Raw genomic sequence first — 17982 nt, 5'->3', positions numbered from 1 at the left:
GTTCACGCTATGAATTGGTTGCTCAAACGGATCGGGCAGTCGGTGTTTACCGTCTGGGCCGTCGCGACGATTTCGTTCGGCCTGATTCGACTGATGCCCGGCGGCGCGGAAGACATCATCGTCGCGCGAATCCACGAAAGCCAGGGCTCGGACATTCCGGCGGAAGTGATCAGAGAACAGGTACAACATCGAATCAACATCGATCCGAATGCGCCGGTTCACGAGGCCTACCTGCAGTATATGGGCGGGCTCGTTCGCGGTGATTTCGGTCATTCGGTGTATCTGAACAGGGATGTCGCCACGATTCTGGCCGAGGCGCTCCCCTGGACGATTTTCCTCATGGCGATCAGTACGCTGATCACCTTCGGACTGGCGCTCTCGCTCGGGGCGATGATGGCCTACAAGGAGGGAACCAGGTTCGACATCTCTCAGACCGGAATCGCGATATTCACGACCTCGGTCCCGTACTACGTCGCTGCCGTATTGTTCATTGCGTATCTCGGAAACCGGACGGCAATCTTTCCCGCTCGGGGACGATACCCTGCGGTCGTCGAACCCGGGTTCAACATTCAGTTCATCGTCGGTTCCTTTCACCACGCGATCCTGCCCGCGGCATCCTTCGTGCTGACGGTGTACGGGTTGACCGCCCTCGCGATGCGCGGGAACAGCATTCAGGTTCTCGGTGAGGACTACGTGCGCGTCGCCCGCTTGCGTGGGCTCTCCGATAGACGAATCGCGCTTCGTTACGTCGGGCGAAACGCCGTGTTGCCGATGTACACGAGCCTTCTCATTTCGATCGGATTCATGTTCGGCGGCTCGATCATCTTGGAGGAGCTCTTCCAGTACCCCGGCATCGGCTACTACATGTACCAGGCCATCGAGTATCAGGATATGCCCCTGATGATGGGGACGTTCCTGGTCATCACGGTGGCCGTCGTCATCGCCCTGTTCGTCGGCGACGCGACCTACAGCAAACTGGATCCGCGGATCAAATCGGGTGATGACAGTGAGTCCTACTGACGAGGAACGAGAACCCCGGACCGACGGCGGCGAGATGTTCGCCACCGCCGAACTCACCCAGATTAGTCGACGCCAACGGTACGGTGAGTGGTTTCAGGAGGCGGTTCGCGAACCGTTCGCTATCGCCTGGGAAGACTGGCGGATGAAAGTCGGACTGACGATCATCCTCGGGTTCATCGCCATGGCCGCCCTCGCGTGGGTTTCGTCCTCGACGTTCTGGGTTCTCGAGAACGTCACAATTCTCGAGGAGCCGATTTCGAATCAGGGGCCACAGTCACTGCAGCCGTTCGAGAGTTCTGATCACCTGCTCGGCACGGACAATCAGGGCCGTGACATCCTCGCGGGAGTCGTCCACGCGACGCCGATGATGTTACAGATGATCCTCGCGGGTGCCGTGTTCGCGACCGTGATGGCGACTGCGGTCGGAACGGTCGCCGGCTACAAAGGCGGAGTGACCGAGCGGGTCCTCATGACGATCAGCGACGTCGCGATGACGATTCCCGGACTGCCGCTGGTGATCGTCCTGGTCGTACTGATCAACCCGCAGAACCCCTGGTTCATCGGGATCATCATCACGATCAACGTTTGGGCGGGAATCGCTCGAACGATTCACTCGCAGGTGTTGACGCTCCGCGAGCACTCCTACGTCGAAGCCTCGCGGACGATGGGGATCAGTACGCCCAGAGTGATTCAGAAGGACATCCTGCCGAACCTGATGCCGTACATCACCGTCAACTTCGTCTACTCGGCTCGACGGGTTATCTACGACAGCGTCGCGCTGTACTTCCTCGGCATCCTCTCGTTCCAGACGGTCGAAAACTGGGGCGTGATGATGAACCTCGCCTACCAGACGGCGGGGGCGCTGTACAACCCGGCGACGACCTACATGCTGATCATCCCGATGATTCCGATCATCGTGTTGTCGTTCGGCCTGATCCTGTTCGCACAGGGGACCGATCGACTGTTCAACCCGCGCGTTCGCACTCGACACAGCGGACGAACCGAACCGGCCGACGAATCGGATGATGACGATATCACACGAGTCCCACAATGAGTACGTACGACCAATCACACACCGATCGAGCACTGTACGAGACGGCCGACCCTGTCATCGAGCTCCGGGACGCCGAGGTCGTCTTCGAGATGGACCGCGGGGTTTCTCGCGTTCTCGACAACGTCAACCTCGACATCCAGCGAAACGAGGTCCTCGGAATCGTCGGCGAGAGCGGGAGCGGCAAATCCATGCTCGCGTCCGCGATGCTAGACGCCGTCGTTGACCCCGGCGTGCTGTCGGGACAGGTAACGTACCGTCCGGCGGACGGCCAACCCGTCGACGTGCTCGAGCTTAGCGAACGCGAACTCCTCAAACACCGCTGGGAAGACATCTCGATGGTGTTTCAGGGGGCGATGAGTTCGTTCAACCCGACGATGGAGGTCGGCGCGCACTTCGAGGAAACGATCGAGGCACACGACTACGATATCGGGGCTGGAATGGATCGCGCTCGAGAACTCCTCGAGGATCTGTACCTCGACCCCGACCGCGTGCTCCCGTCGTATCCCCACGAGTTAAGCGGCGGAATGAAACAGCGAGCGCTCATCGCGCTCTCGCTGGTGCTGGAACCGGACGTGCTCGTGATGGACGAGCCGACAGCCGCGCTGGACCTGCTGATGCAACGCTCGATCCTCTCGTTGCTCGAGTCGCTCAAGGAGAAGTACGACCTGACGCTGATCTTCATCACGCACGACCTGCCGTTGGTCGCGGAACTGGCGGATCGTCTCGCCGTGATGTACGCGTTCGAACTCGTCGAAATCGGAGCGACGGAGGAGATCCTTCGCCACGGTTCCCATCCCTACACGCGGTCGTTGTTGAACGCGACGCCGAACCTCGACGCGCCGCTCGAGGAGATGCGCCCGATCGAGGGATCGGCACCCGACCCGGTCGACGTGCCGCCGGGCTGTTCGTACCACCCCCGATGCCCCCTCGCGGACGACGAGTGCGTCGCCGAAGATCCGTCGCTGCAGGCAGTTTCCGACGATCACAGCGTTGCCTGTTATCACTGGCAGGACGCCCCGGACGCGATTCCGTTCAACGTGGAGGTGGAGGCGGCGGAGAATAGTCCATGCGCCGCGGAATCCTCGGTCTCGAGCGATCCCCAGAATCCGGAGGGGAGAGCGGAAACGGACGGTGGTGACCAATGAGCGACCGAGAGGAGGCGCTCGTTTCGCTCGAGGGCGTCGAAGTCCACTTCGAGGAGAGTACGGGGCTACTAGAGTTCGGCGATCCGGACGTCGTCCGGGCCGTCGACGGCGTCTCGCTCGACATCGAGAAAAACGACGTCGTCGCGCTCGTCGGCGAATCGGGCTGTGGCAAAACGACGCTCGGGAAGACGGCGATCGGCCTCCAGCGGCCGACCGGCGGCAGCGTCCGCTACCGGGGGCAGGATATCTGGGACGCGAAGGACAAGAACGGCGACGTCGAAATCCCGTACGCTGATATCCGCCGTTCGCTCCAGATCATCCACCAAGATCCGGGGAGTTCGCTCAACCCCAATCGACGCGTGCTAAAAATCCTCGAAGCCCCGTTGAAACGATGGCAATCGGGGATGAGCGCCGGTGATCGGCGGCGGGAGGTTCTGTCGATGCTCGAGCGCGTCGGTATGACGCCGCCGAAGGACTACGCCGGCCGCTATCCACACCAGCTTTCCGGTGGAGAGAAACAGCGCGTCGCCCTCGTCAGGGCGCTGTTGATGGACCCCGATCTCATCCTCGCGGACGAGGCGATCAGCGCGCTCGACGTGTCGTTGCGCGTCGAGATGATGGACCTCATGCTCGAGTTGCAAGACCAGTTCGACACCTCCTTCGTCGCCGTCTCCCACGACCTCTCGAACGCGCGCTACTTCGCCGCTCACGGCGGCGGTCGAATCGGCGTCATGTACCTCGGGCAACTCGTCGAGATCGGGCCAGCCGAAGAGATCATCAATAACCCGAAACACCCCTACACGAAGGTTCTCAGGTGGGCCACGCCCGACCTTCGTGCGGGAGCCGACTCGAGCGAACCGCCGGTTCGACGGATCGATATTCCGGATCCGAAGAACCCACCGTCGGGCTGTCGGTTCCACACGCGCTGTCCAGGGGCTCGCGAGTGTTGTACGCGCGAACAACCGGAGCCGATGGATGTCGACGCGGATCACGAGGTCGCCTGCTTCCGCGAAGACGAGGACCACGAGTACTGGTCGAGTCCGCCGCTCAAGGACGAATTATCAGCCGAATCAGCCCGGTCGGACTGAGCTCTCGTCCGTTTCGGTGATCGAATCGTCCCGAACGTCCATCGGATTTATGTGCCGTGCAATCAATTACCACTCGTATGACAGCCCGAGCTAGCCCCGCGTCGAGAGACGTCACTATCCAGGAGCTAATCGACGAGTTACCACTTTCACAAAAAGTCGGCCAACTCGTCGGAACGTACGTCGGATCGATGGATCGAGACATAACTCTCGAGGACGCACGGCAGATGGTCGTCGACTCTCACGTCGGAACGGTCGCGGCGTTCGGAATCGGCGTCTCGAACCACCACGATCCGATCCGTGTGGCCGAAATGGCGAACGAACTTCAGCGAACCGCACTCGAGGAGACGGAACACGGCATTCCACTCCTGCTTCCCGTCGACGCCGTCCACGGGCACGCGTACGTGAACAAGGCGACGATTTTTCCCCACGGGCTCGGCGTCGCCGCGACGCGAAACACCGACCACGCGTACGCGGCCGGGACGGTCACTGCGACCGAAATGCGAGCCACCGGCGCGAACGTCAACTACGCGCCGACCTGTGACGTTACCAGAGACCCGCGTTGGGGCCGAACGTTCGAAACGTACGGCGAAAGCCCGCTCCTGTGCGGTGCGTTCGCCGGCGCGGCCGTTCGCGGACTCGAGTCCGCCGACGACGGTCCTCGAGTCGCCGCGACGGTCAAACACTTCCCGGCCTACGGCGATCCGGAAGCCGGTGAGGACGCCGCCGTCGTCGATCGGTCGCCGAGCACCGTCCACCAGCAGTTGCTTCCGCCGTTCCGCGACGCGATCGACGCCGGGGCCTCGCTCGTGATGCCGTGTTACAACTCGATCGACGGCGAGCCGGCCCACGGCTCGAGGCGGTACCTGACCGAACTCCTCCGCGAGCGTCTCGGCTTCGACGGCGCAGTCGTCTCCGATTGGGGCGGCGTGGACATGCTCCACGAGGACCACCGCGTAACCGCCTCGCAGCGCGATTCGGCGAAGGCGGCAATCGGGGCCGGGCTGGATCAGATCTCGATCGGGCGAACGGAGTACGCCGACCACCTCGAGTCGCTCGTCAGCGACGGCGAGCTCTCCGAGGAACGAATCGACGACGCGGTTCGACGAGTTCTCGAGATCAAACGCGATCTCGGGCTTTTCGAAGACCCGTTCGTCGACATCGATCGGGAGACGACGGTGATCGGTACTCGGGATCACCGAGAGCGAGCGTATCAGGCTGCACTCGAGTCCCAAACGCTATTAAAAAACGAAGGAGGGCTCCTCCCACTGTCGTCGGACCTCGATTCGGTTCTGGTCGCGGGGCCGAACGCGGATTCGCTTCGGAATCAGTACGGCGGCTGGAGCGTAAAGCACCCCGAACCCGACTCCGGCGTGACCGTTCGGAGGGGGATCGAACGAGCCGTCGGACCCGATACGACGGTTCGATACGAACAGGGTGCCACGACGACCGAGTCGGTCGACCTCGAGGCTGCAACCGCGTCCGCGGCCGATTCGGACGTCGCCGTGCTCGCCCTCGGGGAGAACTGGTACTTCCACGAGTTCGGTCCGCAGGAACTCGCCGGCACGACCGGCGGGGATCCCACCCGAACGCGACTGGAGTTGCCGCCCGCACAACGGAAATTGCTCGAAGCGGTTCGGGAAACCGGGACCCCGACCGTCCTTGTGTTGATTACCGGCCGTCCGCTTTCGATTCCCTGGGCGGACGAACACGTTCCCGCGATCTTACAATCATATTATCCGGGAAGCGAGGGCGGACGCGCCGTTTCTGCCGTCTTATTCGGCAGGCACAACCCGTCCGGTCGGTTACCAATCAGCGTGCCTCGTTCGACGGGTCACCTTCCAACGCGGTTCAACCACGTCGCGCATCCGACGCCGATCGGACGCGACGAGCACCCCGAGACCTACGATCCGCTCTACGAGTTCGGTCACGGGGAGAGTTACACAGAGTTCGCGTGTAAGGGCCTCGAGGTCGGGAGCGATGAAATCGGCTCTGCGGAGTCGATTAGCGCCCGAATCACCGTCGAGAACGTCGGCGATCGGTCGGGGGTGCGGTCGCTCGACTTCTTCCTCAGGGATCGCGTGAGTTCGCGGGTGAGACCCGTCAGAGAACACGTCGGCTTTACGAGCGTTGATCTCGAGGTCGGCGAGTCGACAACAGCCGAGATCACAGTCTCGAACGATTCCCTCGCCGTAACGGACTCGGAGGGTCGAAAGACCGTCGAGTCGGGAACGTTCGAAATTTCCTGTGCCGGAGAACGGGTGTCGTTCGACGTTCGATAAGTGTAGGCCGAGTGTCGATTACAGAACGGTCGTTCGCCATCCGTGATCTATTGGGCGGTCAAAATGGGCGATCGCCGTTCAAAGCGTATCGCGACGATCGTATCACGCACGCAATATTTTTGGTCGGGCGCGAACGGATACTGAGCATGGAAACGGACACTCTCAAAACGGCGCTCGAGGAAGCCGGACTCACCGGCCAGCAAGCCGACGCCTATCTGACCTTACTCGAGTTGGGACCCTCACCCGTCGTCAGGATCGCCGAGCACTCCTCGGTCTCGTCGTCGCGGATATACGACGTCGTCCGGGCGCTCGAGGAGCAAGGGTTCGTCGAAACTATCGAACGCGACCGGCTTCACGCCCGGCCCAGAGAGCCGATGGACGTTCTCAACCGATTGCGGAACAAAAGCGAAATCCTCGCCGACGCCGCCGACGAAATCGAAGACCGGTGGGAACAACCGGATCCGATGGAATCGCGCGTGAGCGTCCTGAAACGAAAGGAGACGATCCTCCGGCGAACAGCAGAGGCAATCGCCCGAGCGCAGAGAGCCATCGAACTCGCCGTCACGCCATCGCAACTCCGTGAACTCCGTTCGACGATCGAAACGGCGATCGAAGAACGCGACGTGCTGGTCCAGATCAGCGTGTACGATGCCGGGGATGCGGATGTCTCAGTTCCCGACGGCGTCCTTGAAGTGCGTCGCTGTCCAATTCCGGGCCCGTTTCTCGCGATAGTCGACCGGTTGTACGTCTTTTTCTCCCCGAACGTCCACGCCGACGAGCCCTACGGCGTGACGATCGGCGACGAAATCCTCTCATTTATCCTTCACTGGTACTTTCTCACCTGTCTCTGGGCGCAGAACGAATCGATACACGTCTCGAGCGATCATCCGCCGACGTACGTCAGCGTCGAGGGATTCGTCCACGACGTCTCTCCCCTGTTCTCTGACAACGCCGAGATCACGGTCCGAATTATCGGCCACGATACGACCACCGGCGAGTTACTCGACGTAACGGGCACGCTCGCCCACATCACCAGCAACGGCCAGTTCGAGTCGAATCGAAGTCCGACGTACACGGAGTTGGCTGGACAGGTAACGCTGTTTCTCGAGACCGAGAACGGACTCTACACGATCGGCGGCTGGGGGGCGCTTGTCGAAGACATCGAGGCGGAGGTCCTCCGGATCGAAGGGCTCGAGTTTCCGCCGCTGTGAGACGGTGCCGTTCGGACCGCTTCTAAGAGATCGACACAGAAACCGTTCGTTCGTTGTTGGCACAACACCGTTCGCTTACTCGAGCCCGATTTTCGACCGGAACTCGGGAACGCCGGTGGCATCGATTTCGTCGGCGGGAACGCGAAACAGGGCACCGGCCCCGTCACCCTCGGTGTCGCGACTTCCGCCGTCGAGTGCGGTCGTCAGGTAGCAATCTCCGTACTCCGGGCCGCCAAACGTGACCGCGGAAACCTTCCGTGCTGGAACGTCGATTTCCGTTACTGCGGTTCCGTCGGCGTCATACTGAACGACTCGGTTTCCGTTCCAGCGGGCCGACCAGACGTTGTCCGCCGCGTCGACCGTCATTCCATCGGGAACGCCGTCATCTGTGGGGGTTTCGACGAACGTTCGTCGGTTCGAGAGGTCGCCGGTGTCCCGGTCGTAGGCGAACGCGTAGATCCGATTCGCTTCGGATTCCGTAAAATAGAACGTCTCGAGATCGCTCGAGAATCCCATTCCGTTTGGGATATCAACATCCTCGATAACGATCCGAGAGGAGCCGTCGGGATCGATCCGGTACAGGTCGCCGAGCTCGTTCTCGCTGGGCATCGTCCCACAGAACACCCGGCCTTCGGGGTCGGCGATCACGTCGTTGAATCGCGTCTCGGCGTCGACCTCGAGGACGAGTGGTGCGCTGGCTGCTCCTGAACCGCCGTGGTTCGATGCAGAGCTCGATTCGGGATCCCACCGACGGACGGACCCGTGCTCGAACAACAGAAGTGCGCCGTCGGCTTCGATCGTAAACCCGCCCAGCGGTGCCCCGTCGGTTTCGTACTCGACGGTATTTTCGCCGGATTGGGGATCAAAACGATATAAGCGCCCGGCAGGAATATCGACCCAGAACAGGCAGTTTTGGGTTGGGTGCCACAGCGGCCCTTCACCGGTTCCCGCACGCGTGTCTGCAATTTGCTCGAGGGAAGTCACAAACGACTAACTCGTACCGGCTCCCTTGAATCTATCTCTGTGTGCATCGTCGCGAATCGACGGTCGTGGTCCGAGCTACGACGGTCGATCCTCGAGAATTTCGACTAATCGGCTTTTACCGAGTTCCTCGATCAGGACGGCGAGCTCGAGGATCCGTTCCTCGCCGAGTTCGTCGACGAGCGAAGCGATTTCGTCAGGGGTAAACGTCCGTGCAAGACTCGACATGGTTTCGACGACTTCGACCGTTCGCTCGGCGGTCTGCGCCGTCGGATCGATGGTGAGTGGGCGGTTGACGAACTCACCTTCCTTGTAATAACAAAATCGAAGCTCGGTGTCGTCGCTCGATTCGGGGGTGACTATTTGGACGACGCCGTGACCGTCCTCCCAGGTATCGATTCGTTGCTCGAGTAGCGTTCGGTAGCGCATACACAAGCAAAACCGCTTGTGTACATAAGCGTTAGTCTTTGTGAGTCGCTTAGGCCGATAGCAGTATGAGTTTGCAGAAAATAGTAGCGAAGCCGATTCGCCTAGCTGTGTGAATTGTCTCCTCAAACCGAGCGTCGCTGGGCTGTCCTCAGATGACAATCTTGTCCAACAACGGTTCGCGGAAGAGCAACAATACGATGTTGTTACTGGCAAAGAACGCGTACGCAGAGACGATGACAGCAACGAATCCCACGTCGAACGGACTCGAAAGGACGTAACCGATCGCCAGGATGACCACCGCATAGGAAACAGCTGCAAGGACGACGCCTGGCAATCCGACGAATTCGTAGAACATGACAGTAATCGGGTTGAGTTCGTGAGCGTACGGGACGAGAAAAAGGTGAACGGATGCGACCAAGTCCGCGAACCACGTAATGAAAAACGCGAGCCGTAACCGAGGTCCACCGGGTCGATTCGATCGCAACGAAGAGACTGTCTCTACTGACATGATAACGGACGAATTAGGAAAGGAGCAGATATAGGGCTTGACCCTGACTCTGCCACCTGACCGGGAGGTAATGGGAGGTACTATAGATCGTGGTAATGACTTACTACCAACACGGTCTCGAGACCGTTTGGGACCGCTTTTCACTTTCACCCTGATGCGGGAACGCTTTTGAGGCCCCCACTCGAAATACCCGATGATGGAACTCGAGAACCATGCCGAGGATCTTGCCTCCGATCTCGGTATTGACAAAGAGGAGGTCAAAGCGGACTTACAGAATCTCGTGGAGTACAGCGTGCCGATCGACGAAGCGAAACAGAGCCTTCGACGGAAATACGGCGACGATACGGGTGGCGGCGGCACGCCGTCGTCCAAAGACGTCGGCGAGATCACGACTGACGACGGCAACGTAACGATCACCGCCGTCGTCCTGACCGCGGGCGAGCGGTCGATCCGCTACCAGGGCGACGATCACGTCATCGTGGAGGGACGACTCGCGGACGAGACGGGCGTTATCGACTACACCGCCTGGGAGGATTTCGGACTCTCCGCCGGCGATACGGTCACCGCGGGCAACGCTGGCGTGCGAGAGTGGGACGGCGAACCCGAACTCAACCTCGGCGAGAGCACGTCGCTTTCGTTCCTCGAGGAATCGCTCGAGATCCCCTACGAGATCGGCGGCGACGCACAAATTGCCGACCTGCAAACGGGAGATCGAGCCGTTTCCGTGGACGTCCAGATCGTCGAATCCGAACGTCGAACGATCGACGGGCGCGACGGCGAGACGGAGATTTTGAGCGGCGTCCTCGGCGACGAATCCGGCCGACTTCCGTTTACCTGCTGGGATCCCGATCCCGCAATCGAACCGGGAGCCTCGATTCGCATCGAAAACGCCTACGTCCGAGAGTTCCGGGGCGTTCCAGAAGTAAACCTCTCCGAGTTCTCGGCCGTCTCGAGTCTCGAGACGGAAATCGAAGTCGGGAGCGACGCGACGACGATGGGAATCGGCGAGGCGGTCGCAACCGGCGGCGTCTACGATGTCGAACTCGTCGGAAACGTTATCGCCGTTCGCGACGGCTCCGGACTGATTCAGCGCTGTCCCGAGTGCAATCGCGTCGTCCAGAAAGGGCAGTGTCGAACGCACGGCTCCGTCGACGGCGAGGACGACCTTCGCGTGAAAGCGATCCTCGACGACGGGACGGGGACGGTCACCGTCGTCCTCGACGACGAACTGACCGAGCAGGTCTACGGCGGCGACCTCGAAGACGCCCTCGAGCAGGCCCGCGAGGCCATGGATCAGGAAGTCGTCGCGGATACGATTCGCGAGAAAATCGTCGGTCGCGAGTATTCGATTCGGGGCCACCTCTCGGTCGACGAGTACGGAGCCAACCTCGACGCGGAAACGTTCGAGGAGAGCGCGACGGATCCGACAGTGCGTGCGAGTAGCTTCCTCGAGGAGGTGCGAGCATGAGCGCCGAATCGCCGACGCCAAACAGGGAGATTGCCTACCGGCTGTTCGCCGCCGAATACGACGATTCGACGCTTTCGCACGCCGAAAGCGACGAGGAGCGAGCGCCCAATTACGTGATCACGCCGACCGGTGCTCGACTCAACCGACTGTTTATCGTCGGGACGCTGACGGAAATCTCGGCGGTCAACGACGAAATGCTTCGGGCCCGCATCGTCGACCCAACGGGCGCGTTCGTCGTCTACGCCGGACAGTACCAACCCGACGAACTCGCCGCCTTAGAACAACTCGAGCCGCCCGAGTTCGTCGCGATAACGGGAAAAGCTCGCACGTTCCAGCCCGACGATTCGGACCAGGTCTACACGTCAATTCGACCCGAGAGCATCGCAGCCGTCGACGCGGAGACGCGCGATCGCTGGGTCGTCAGTGCAGCCGAGCAGACGATAGATCGCATCGGTACGTATGCGCGTGCCGCTGAGGTAGACGCCTACGACACCGAACTTCGCGACGCGCTCGTCGAAGCGGGCGTCCACGAGCCACTCGCAAAAGGAATCACGCTCGCGCAGGATCACTACGGAACGACGCCAACCTATCTCGAGGCCCTGTACGAACGCGCTTTGGAAACGGCGGAAGTTATCGCCGGTGACCGAGAGACGGTCGACGAGTTCACCGTTCGTCCGAACGAGACGAATCCGGAAAGTCAATCCTTCGAGGACATCGCAACCGATTGCCCCGTGGAGGTCGACGCTGCAGAAATTCAGGCGGCGGTTCCGGATACCGCTACGGAAGAAGCTGATGAGCAACTCGAGAGCGAAACGGCGGTGGCGTCGACCGCCCCGTCCGGTGGATCGGAATCCGACGAACTACTCGGCTCCGCTGAAGAATCCGAGACGCCGGAAACTGACGTATCCGCGGAGCTATCATCGTCCGCAGACTCCGACTCAGTCGAACCGACCGACTCGGTTCAGACGGACGCCGACATCGAATCCGATGCCGACACACAACCGACTGCAGAGGCGGCTTCGAATTCGACCGACGAATCTGGCGTGGAGTCGACCGACGAGCGAAGCTCGGATTCGGACGAGGACTCGAGCCCCGAAAGCGACGAGATGGCATCCGACGACACTGCCGCTGTCGATTCGGGCACCGAAATGTCCGAAACGATCGAGTCGGACGACGACTCAGAAGACGAGGATCTCGGCGACTTCGATAGTGAAGGGTTCGACGACGGGATGTACGAGATGGACGACGAAGAACGCGAAGAACTCGAGGACGAGTTCGGCGCGGAGTTCTCGACCGGGGCCGATGTTGACGACCCCGGATCGGCAGATATCGATGTCCCGGACGGCGATGAAGAAGACCCAAACGCCTCGACGGAAGACGCCGTTGGGTCATCCTCGAATGAAGCGGCCACCGAGGAACCGGAGGGAGCCGCGACGGACCTCGAAGAGATCGACGACACGGAAGCTGACGACGCCGAAACGGATCCCGACGCAACTGACGGTGCTGAAACCGAACAGGGGTCCGATTTCGAATCCGATGGCGACGTTGACGAGGAAGTCGATGTTCAAGCCCAGGTCATCGAAACGATGAACCGGCTCGACGACGGCGACGGCGCGGACCGAGCAACGGTAGTCTCGAACGTCGTCGACGAAACGGGCGCGGATCCGGACGATGTCGAGGACGCCATTCAGGAGGCGTTGATGGGCGGACAGTGTTACGAACCTGACGACGAGACCCTCAAGGCGATCTAAGCCGACGAGAGAAACTCTCAGACCGAATGGCCACACCTTCTCAACCCGATACTGACAGCGGGGCAGTTCTCGAGCCCGTTCCGGGAGCACCCGCGGCGGTCGCGACGCTCGAGGACGAGCGAGCGCTGGTAGTATCCGATTACCACGCCGGATACGAAGCTGGCTTGCGCTACGAACAGGGTATTGACGTGCCGAGTCAGGCCTCCGACCGCCGAGAGCGGTTGGTCGAACTCCTCGAGCGAACCGGGGCGGACCGTCTCGTCGTCTGTGGCGATCTGATGCACGCCATTGGCGATCCGGGCGGAGCCGAACGCGGCGAACTCGAGGTGTTGCTAGAAACGATTCCCGGAGGCGTATCGGTAACTCTGGTGAAAGGAAACCACGACGGGGCGATCGAAACGTGGCTCGATGTCGATCGCGACGAGACGAACGAACCCGCCGAAAGTAACGCCGATACGAACGAGGGCGACAGTTCGATCGGGAGGGGCGAACGGACGCTCGAAATCGTTCCGGGAACTGGCATCCGGCTTGGTCCGCTCGGCGTCTGTCACGGACACACGTGGCCAACGCCCGACGTTCTCGAGGCCGACATCGTCTGTTTCGGTCACGAACATCCCTGTATTCGTCTCGAGGACGAGGTCGGCGGGAGTCGCGTGGAACCGATCTGGCTCCGTGGGCGACTCGACCCGGAGCCGTTTGCGGAGCGTGACGAGTACGACGGGGTGTCGTGGATCGACGGCGGTCAGCCACCGCGAGCGGTCGCGTTTCCGGCTTTCAACGACCTCGTCGGCGGGACGTGGGTGAACGTTCCCGGCCAGTCGTTTCTCGCGCCGTTTTTACCCGAAGGAATCACCGACGCCGAGGCATATCTGCTCGACGGAACGCGACTGGGGCCGTTCCGCGAGGTTTGACGAGCAAATTGGGTGCCTCCGGCGACGGACTCGGATCCGAATCGGATCGCGTTCGCACCATCGTGTCGGCGTACGAAAGCCGAATTTCCTTTCGACCGTCCGTGTACGTTTCGGGTATGCCTCTCCAAACGTATCGACTCGAGGTACGGGATACCGAAACGGGTGGAATCGATGCTGACGTCTACGGCGAGGACGATTTGGTCGAAGCGTCGACTCGCGTCGTCTACGACGAGTACGGACTCGAATCGGACGGCTCGGCGGAGAGCGACGCAATCGTCGAGGAGGTGACCGCCGACGTCACGACGCTCGATATCCAGACGGAACGCGATGGTGCGGGATTCTCGTTCAGATTGCTGGGCGACCGCGACGAGCTCGCGACTGTGAGAGTGAACGACGAGGAGTGGGGCCTCGAGTAGAATCGATTGCGGAAAGTCGGCCACGACAGCGTATCAACGGCGTACCCGACCGTGTAGAGTTATCAACTTGGTAATGAGCGATGGGTTTAATACTAGGTGTAAAGTATGCTTTACTGTAAAGCATGTCCGACACCGTACTTCCAACCGTTGGCACGCCCGAACGAACCCGAAAAGTGTACGAACGAATCGTGTATGCGATCTTTGCGATAGCGATCGTGGGACTAATTGCGGGTCTTCTGTTTAACCAGGAGTACGCAGGGACCGTGATCTATCTCTTCGGTGTTTGGCTCGGTGCGGGTCTGGCGTACTTACTTCCCAATTGGAGCGAGGTCCGGTTCTACGACGAACGCGACGAGGAGATCTCTCAGCGCGCGAGCGGACTTGCGATGTCCATCGCGTTCGTCGTCGGTATCGGCGTCATTCCCGCGGTGTACGCGTTGGGCGCGGCGGGACACATAACGATCACGTCGACGATGTGGGGAGCGATCTACGCCGCCTCCGCGATGTACCTGGTCTGGGGTGCCTGTTACACGATCGTCTCCCGTCGACTTTGATCTCCGATGGATAACGATCTACCCGAGCGACGAGAAACGCAAAACCTCAGTCAGGGGGAGCTCGCCGACGCAGTCGACGTCACTCGACAGACCATCAACGCCATCGAACGCGATCGATACGACCCGTCGTTGGAGTTGGCGTTCAAACTCGCTTCGCACTTCGAGTGCGAGATCGAAGCGATATTCGAGCCGAGTCAGAACGGCGACGAACCGTCGTAACGACCCGATTTTGAACTCGTCAACAGCGACTGAGCGGAGCGGTCGATTCCCAAAGCGTGGCGCTTATCCGCCGTTCTCCCCTACCTGTGTTCGATGATCGACGGGGACGTCGCGGCGTTTACCAACCTCGGCGAGACGGTTCGTGACGCGCTCTCCGAACGCGGTTTTTCGACGCCGACGGCACCGCAGCGACTCGCGATTCCGCCGCTTTCGGCCGGTGAGGATACGCTCGTCATCGCTCCGACCGGGAGTGGCAAAACCGAGACGGCCATGCTCCCCGTCTTCGACGACCTCGTTTCGGGCGATTCACCGGACGGATTCGGCGCGCTGTACGTCACTCCGCTTCGTGCGCTAAACCGGGATATGCGCGAACGCCTCGAGTGGTGGGGTGAGTACCTCGGACTCGAGGTCGACGTTCGCCACGGCGATACGACACAATACCAGCGAGGAAAGCAGGCCGAAGATCCGCCGGACATCCTCGTCACGACGCCCGAAACGCTCCAGGCGATGCTAACGGGTGAGCGGCTTCGCGACGGGCTTACGGACGTTTCTCACGTGGTAATCGACGAGGTTCACGAGCTCGCCGCCTCCAAGCGAGGGGCACAGCTCGCGATCGGGATGGAACGTCTCAGGCACCTTTCGGGTGAATTTCAACGGATCGGACTCTCCGCGACGGTCGGCGACCCGGAAGCGGTCGGCCAGTTCCTGACCGGGGGTCGTCCCTGTACGATACGAGAAATCGACGTCGGGAGCAACGTCGACGTCACGGTCTGCGAGCCCGAAGTCACCGACGAGGACGATCGACTGTCCGGAAAACTGATGACCAGTGCGGAGACGGCGAGTCACGTCCGATTGATTCGGGACATCGTCGACGCCCACGAGTCGACGCTCATCTTCGTTAATACCCGCCAAACGGCCGAAGCGCTCGGCTCGAGGTTTACCGAACTCGACCTTCCCATCGGCGTCCATCACGGTTCGCTCTCGAAGGAGGCCAGGATCGACGTCGAGGATCGATTCAAACGAGGCGAACTCGACGCACTGTTGTGTACCTCCTCGATGGAGCTCGGCATCGACGTGGGACGCGTCGATCACGTCGTCCAATACCAGAGCCCGCGACAGGTGGCGCGGCTCCTCCAGCGGGTGGGACGGGCGGGCCACCGGCGAGACGAGGTCTCGAGCGGGACCGTCGTCACGACCAGACCCGACGATACGTTCGAAGCGCTCGCCATCGCACGGCGGGCTCGAGACGGCGAGGTCGAACCGGCGTCGATCCACGAGGGAAGCCTCGACGTCGTCGCGAACCAAATTCCCGGTTTCGTCCAGAGTCGCGGCTCGACGTTCGTCGACGACGTGTATTCGACTGTCTCCGCGGCATACCCGTTCCGAAATCTCACCGAGGAGACGTTCCGAGAAATCCTCTCGGAGCTCCATCGCAATCGAATCGTCTGGTTCGACGAGAGCGAAGACCGGATCGAGACGACCGGCGGGACCTGGCAGTACGTCTACGCCAATCTCTCGATGATACCCGACGAGGCAACGTACGAGGTCCACGACATCGCCTCCGGAAAACAGATCGGAACGCTCGACGAGCGGTTCGTCGTCAACTTCGCCGCGCCGGGAGAGATCTTCGTCCAGCGCGGCGAGATGTGGCGGATCGCAGAAATCGACGACGACGAAGACGAAGTGAAGGTCAGCCCGATCGAGGATCCGGCCGGCGAGATTCCCTCCTGGATCGGCCAGGAAATTCCCGTTCCCTACGACGTCGCACAGGAGGTCGGCGAGCTTCGAGGCGTCACGGCACCCCAACTCGAGTCCGGTGCTGACGCCGGGGCCGTGGCTCGAGAACTCGAGGATCGGTATCCTGCGGACCACTACACGCTCACGGAGGCGGTTTCTCAACTCGAGGACCACATCCAGACTGGGACGGCCATGCCGACGCGGGATCGAATCCTGCTCGAGCGCCAGGGTCGAACGGTCGTCCTGAACGCGCCCTTCGGGCACACGACGAACGAAACGCTCGGACGGATGCTTTCATCGTTGCTCGGCCAGCAGAGCGGCTCGAGCGTGGGTCTCGAGACGGACCCGTATCGGATCGAACTCGACCTTCCGAGTTCGGTTGCGACGAGCGATGTGCTGGACGTGCTCGAGGAAACGGACCCCGAACACGTCGAGTCGATACTCGAGTTGGGGCTCAAGCGTTCGGACGCGCTCGCGTTTCGACTCGCGCAGGTCTCGGCGAAGTTCGGCGCGCTCAAACGGTGGCAGGGATCCGGACGGATGTCGAACGACCGACTGCTGTCCGCACTCGAGGAGACGCCGATGTACGAGGAAGCGATCCGAGAGGTGTTTCACGAGGATCTCGACGTGAACCGGGCGAGTCGAGTACTCGAGGCGATACAGTCGGGGTCGCTAGAGGTGGTGACGGCCCGCGGTCGAACGCCCGTGGGCCTCGGCGGTCGATCGTCGGGCAAGGAACTGCTCGCCCCCGAAAACGCCGACGCGAGCGTCATCAAGACGGTTCGAGAGCGCATTCAGAACGACCGCATCATCCTGTTGTGTACCCACTGTACGGACTGGAAGGTCAAAACAAAGGTCGGACGGGTGCGAGAGCAACCCGAATGTCCCGAGTGTGGCTCGACGCGCATCGCGGCGCTGAACCCGTGGGCCGAAGAGGTCGTCGACGCCGTCCGAGCACGGGAAAAAGACGAGGAACAGCGCTCGATGACCGAACGAGCGTATCGGAGCGCGAGCCTCGTCCAGAGTCACGGCAGTAAGGCGGTGATCGCGATGGCGGCTCGAGGCGTCGGCCCGCACAACGCCGCCCAGATTATCAACAAGCTTCGAGAAAACGAGGACGAGTTCTATCGGGACATTCTCTCGAAGGAGCGCCAATACGCACGGACGCAAGCGTTCTGGGATTAACTCGTTCCCTCGAGCACAACCACCGC

16 protein-coding genes are annotated in these 17982 nt (G+C 61.2%); 13 read left to right on the top strand and 3 right to left on the bottom strand.

Annotated features, from left to right (window positions below):
• The first annotated feature begins 9 nt into the window (after nt 1-9).
• From ACZ5C7_RS23725 to ACZ5C7_RS23700, 6 genes are all read left to right on the top strand, one after another.
• Complete coding sequence (locus ACZ5C7_RS23725) at nt 10-1020, top strand: ABC transporter permease (RefSeq protein ID WP_464378641.1); 1011 nt, start codon at nt 10-12, stop codon at nt 1018-1020.
• Nucleotides 1001-2074 carry an ABC transporter permease gene (locus tag ACZ5C7_RS23720; protein ID WP_464378640.1) on the top strand — a complete coding sequence of 358 codons (1074 nt, stop codon included), beginning with the start codon at nt 1001-1003 and terminating at the stop codon, nt 2072-2074. The genes ACZ5C7_RS23725 and ACZ5C7_RS23720 overlap by 20 nt, the downstream gene beginning before the upstream one ends.
• Nucleotides 2071-3219 carry an ABC transporter ATP-binding protein gene (locus ACZ5C7_RS23715; RefSeq protein ID WP_464378639.1) on the top strand — a complete coding sequence of 383 codons (1149 nt, stop codon included), beginning with the start codon at nt 2071-2073 and terminating at the stop codon, nt 3217-3219. The genes ACZ5C7_RS23720 and ACZ5C7_RS23715 overlap by 4 nt, the downstream gene beginning before the upstream one ends.
• Nucleotides 3216-4307, top strand: coding sequence for an ABC transporter ATP-binding protein (locus ACZ5C7_RS23710; protein WP_464378638.1), 1092 nt, complete (start codon nt 3216-3218; stop codon nt 4305-4307). Before ACZ5C7_RS23715 ends, ACZ5C7_RS23710 begins: the two co-directional genes overlap by 4 nt.
• A gap of 77 nt (nt 4308-4384) precedes the next feature.
• Nucleotides 4385-6586, top strand: a complete 2202-nt coding sequence (locus ACZ5C7_RS23705) for a glycoside hydrolase family 3 N-terminal domain-containing protein (RefSeq protein WP_464378637.1) — start codon at nt 4385-4387, stop codon at nt 6584-6586.
• 146 nt (nt 6587-6732) lie between these two features.
• Nucleotides 6733-7797 (top strand): TrmB family transcriptional regulator, encoded by a 1065-nt coding sequence (locus ACZ5C7_RS23700; protein ID WP_464378636.1) that lies wholly within the window; start codon nt 6733-6735, stop codon nt 7795-7797.
• Nucleotides 7798-7872: 75 nt separating this feature from the next.
• On the opposite strand, the gene ACZ5C7_RS23695 is transcribed toward ACZ5C7_RS23700, so the two are convergent.
• The 3 genes from ACZ5C7_RS23695 to ACZ5C7_RS23685 all read right to left on the bottom strand — a co-directional run bounded on the left by ACZ5C7_RS23695 (nt 7873) and on the right by ACZ5C7_RS23685 (nt 9715).
• Nucleotides 7873-8781 carry an SMP-30/gluconolactonase/LRE family protein gene (locus ACZ5C7_RS23695; RefSeq protein WP_464378635.1) on the bottom strand — a complete coding sequence of 303 codons (909 nt, stop codon included), beginning with the start codon at nt 8779-8781 and terminating at the stop codon, nt 7873-7875.
• Nucleotides 8782-8856: 75 nt separating this feature from the next.
• Nucleotides 8857-9207, bottom strand: a complete 351-nt coding sequence (locus ACZ5C7_RS23690) for a DUF8109 family protein (protein WP_464378634.1) — start codon at nt 9205-9207, stop codon at nt 8857-8859.
• Between the two features lie 148 nt (nt 9208-9355).
• Nucleotides 9356-9715 (bottom strand): hypothetical protein, encoded by a 360-nt coding sequence (locus ACZ5C7_RS23685; protein WP_464378633.1) that lies wholly within the window; start codon nt 9713-9715, stop codon nt 9356-9358.
• Between the two features lie 196 nt (nt 9716-9911).
• Here ACZ5C7_RS23685 and ACZ5C7_RS23680 point away from each other — a divergent pair, with 196 nt between their 5' ends.
• The 7 genes from ACZ5C7_RS23680 (at nt 9912) to ACZ5C7_RS23650 (ending at nt 17956) form a co-directional block, all read left to right on the top strand.
• The gene (locus tag ACZ5C7_RS23680) at nt 9912-11183 is read left to right on the top strand and encodes a Single-stranded DNA binding protein (RefSeq protein WP_464378632.1); all 1272 of its coding nucleotides are present in this window, start codon (nt 9912-9914) and stop codon (nt 11181-11183) included.
• On the top strand, nt 11180-12934 hold the full coding sequence (locus ACZ5C7_RS23675) for an RPA family protein (RefSeq protein ID WP_464378631.1): 1755 nt from the start codon (nt 11180-11182) through the stop codon (nt 12932-12934). Before ACZ5C7_RS23680 ends, ACZ5C7_RS23675 begins: the two co-directional genes overlap by 4 nt.
• A gap of 26 nt (nt 12935-12960) precedes the next feature.
• Nucleotides 12961-13845, top strand: a complete 885-nt coding sequence (locus tag ACZ5C7_RS23670) for a metallophosphoesterase (protein WP_464378630.1) — start codon at nt 12961-12963, stop codon at nt 13843-13845.
• A gap of 116 nt (nt 13846-13961) precedes the next feature.
• The gene (locus ACZ5C7_RS23665) at nt 13962-14261 is read left to right on the top strand and encodes a hypothetical protein (protein ID WP_464378629.1); all 300 of its coding nucleotides are present in this window, start codon (nt 13962-13964) and stop codon (nt 14259-14261) included.
• 122 nt (nt 14262-14383) lie between these two features.
• A complete protein-coding gene (locus ACZ5C7_RS23660; RefSeq protein ID WP_464378628.1) occupies nt 14384-14815 on the top strand; it encodes a DUF2178 domain-containing protein in 432 nt (143 codons plus the stop codon).
• A gap of 6 nt (nt 14816-14821) precedes the next feature.
• Complete coding sequence (locus ACZ5C7_RS23655; RefSeq protein WP_464378627.1) at nt 14822-15034, top strand: helix-turn-helix transcriptional regulator; 213 nt, start codon at nt 14822-14824, stop codon at nt 15032-15034.
• A 93-nt stretch (nt 15035-15127) separates the two neighbouring features.
• A complete protein-coding gene (locus ACZ5C7_RS23650) occupies nt 15128-17956 on the top strand; it encodes a DEAD/DEAH box helicase (RefSeq protein WP_464378626.1) in 2829 nt (942 codons plus the stop codon).
• Nucleotides 17957-17982 lie beyond the last annotated feature (26 nt).

This window comes from Halostagnicola alkaliphila (assembly GCF_055379965.1).
Note: the sequence above shows the minus strand (reverse complement) of the source record. Positions and strands in the feature narration are given on the sequence as shown.

Bases quoted from the DNA above. Each gene is read 5' to 3' on its own strand.
- ACZ5C7_RS23725 (WP_464378641.1), top strand. From the start codon at position 10: ATGAATTGGTTGCTCAAACGGATCGGGCAGTCGGTGTTTACCGTCTGG.
- ACZ5C7_RS23720 (WP_464378640.1), top strand. From the start codon at position 1,001: ATGACAGTGAGTCCTACTGACGAGGAACGAGAACCCCGGACCGACGGC.
- ACZ5C7_RS23715 (WP_464378639.1), top strand. From the start codon at position 2,071: ATGAGTACGTACGACCAATCACACACCGATCGAGCACTGTACGAGACG.
- ACZ5C7_RS23710 (WP_464378638.1), top strand. From the start codon at position 3,216: ATGAGCGACCGAGAGGAGGCGCTCGTTTCGCTCGAGGGCGTCGAAGTC.
- ACZ5C7_RS23705 (WP_464378637.1), top strand. From the start codon at position 4,385: ATGACAGCCCGAGCTAGCCCCGCGTCGAGAGACGTCACTATCCAGGAG.
- ACZ5C7_RS23700 (WP_464378636.1), top strand. From the start codon at position 6,733: ATGGAAACGGACACTCTCAAAACGGCGCTCGAGGAAGCCGGACTCACC.
- ACZ5C7_RS23690 (WP_464378634.1), bottom strand. From the start codon at position 9,207: ATGCGCTACCGAACGCTACTCGAGCAACGAATCGATACCTGGGAGGAC.
- ACZ5C7_RS23685 (WP_464378633.1), bottom strand. From the start codon at position 9,715: ATGTCAGTAGAGACAGTCTCTTCGTTGCGATCGAATCGACCCGGTGGA.
- ACZ5C7_RS23680 (WP_464378632.1), top strand. From the start codon at position 9,912: ATGGAACTCGAGAACCATGCCGAGGATCTTGCCTCCGATCTCGGTATT.
- ACZ5C7_RS23675 (WP_464378631.1), top strand. From the start codon at position 11,180: ATGAGCGCCGAATCGCCGACGCCAAACAGGGAGATTGCCTACCGGCTG.
- ACZ5C7_RS23670 (WP_464378630.1), top strand. From the start codon at position 12,961: ATGGCCACACCTTCTCAACCCGATACTGACAGCGGGGCAGTTCTCGAG.
- ACZ5C7_RS23665 (WP_464378629.1), top strand. From the start codon at position 13,962: ATGCCTCTCCAAACGTATCGACTCGAGGTACGGGATACCGAAACGGGT.
- ACZ5C7_RS23660 (WP_464378628.1), top strand. From the start codon at position 14,384: ATGTCCGACACCGTACTTCCAACCGTTGGCACGCCCGAACGAACCCGA.
- ACZ5C7_RS23655 (WP_464378627.1), top strand. From the start codon at position 14,822: ATGGATAACGATCTACCCGAGCGACGAGAAACGCAAAACCTCAGTCAG.
- ACZ5C7_RS23650 (WP_464378626.1), top strand. From the start codon at position 15,128: ATGATCGACGGGGACGTCGCGGCGTTTACCAACCTCGGCGAGACGGTT.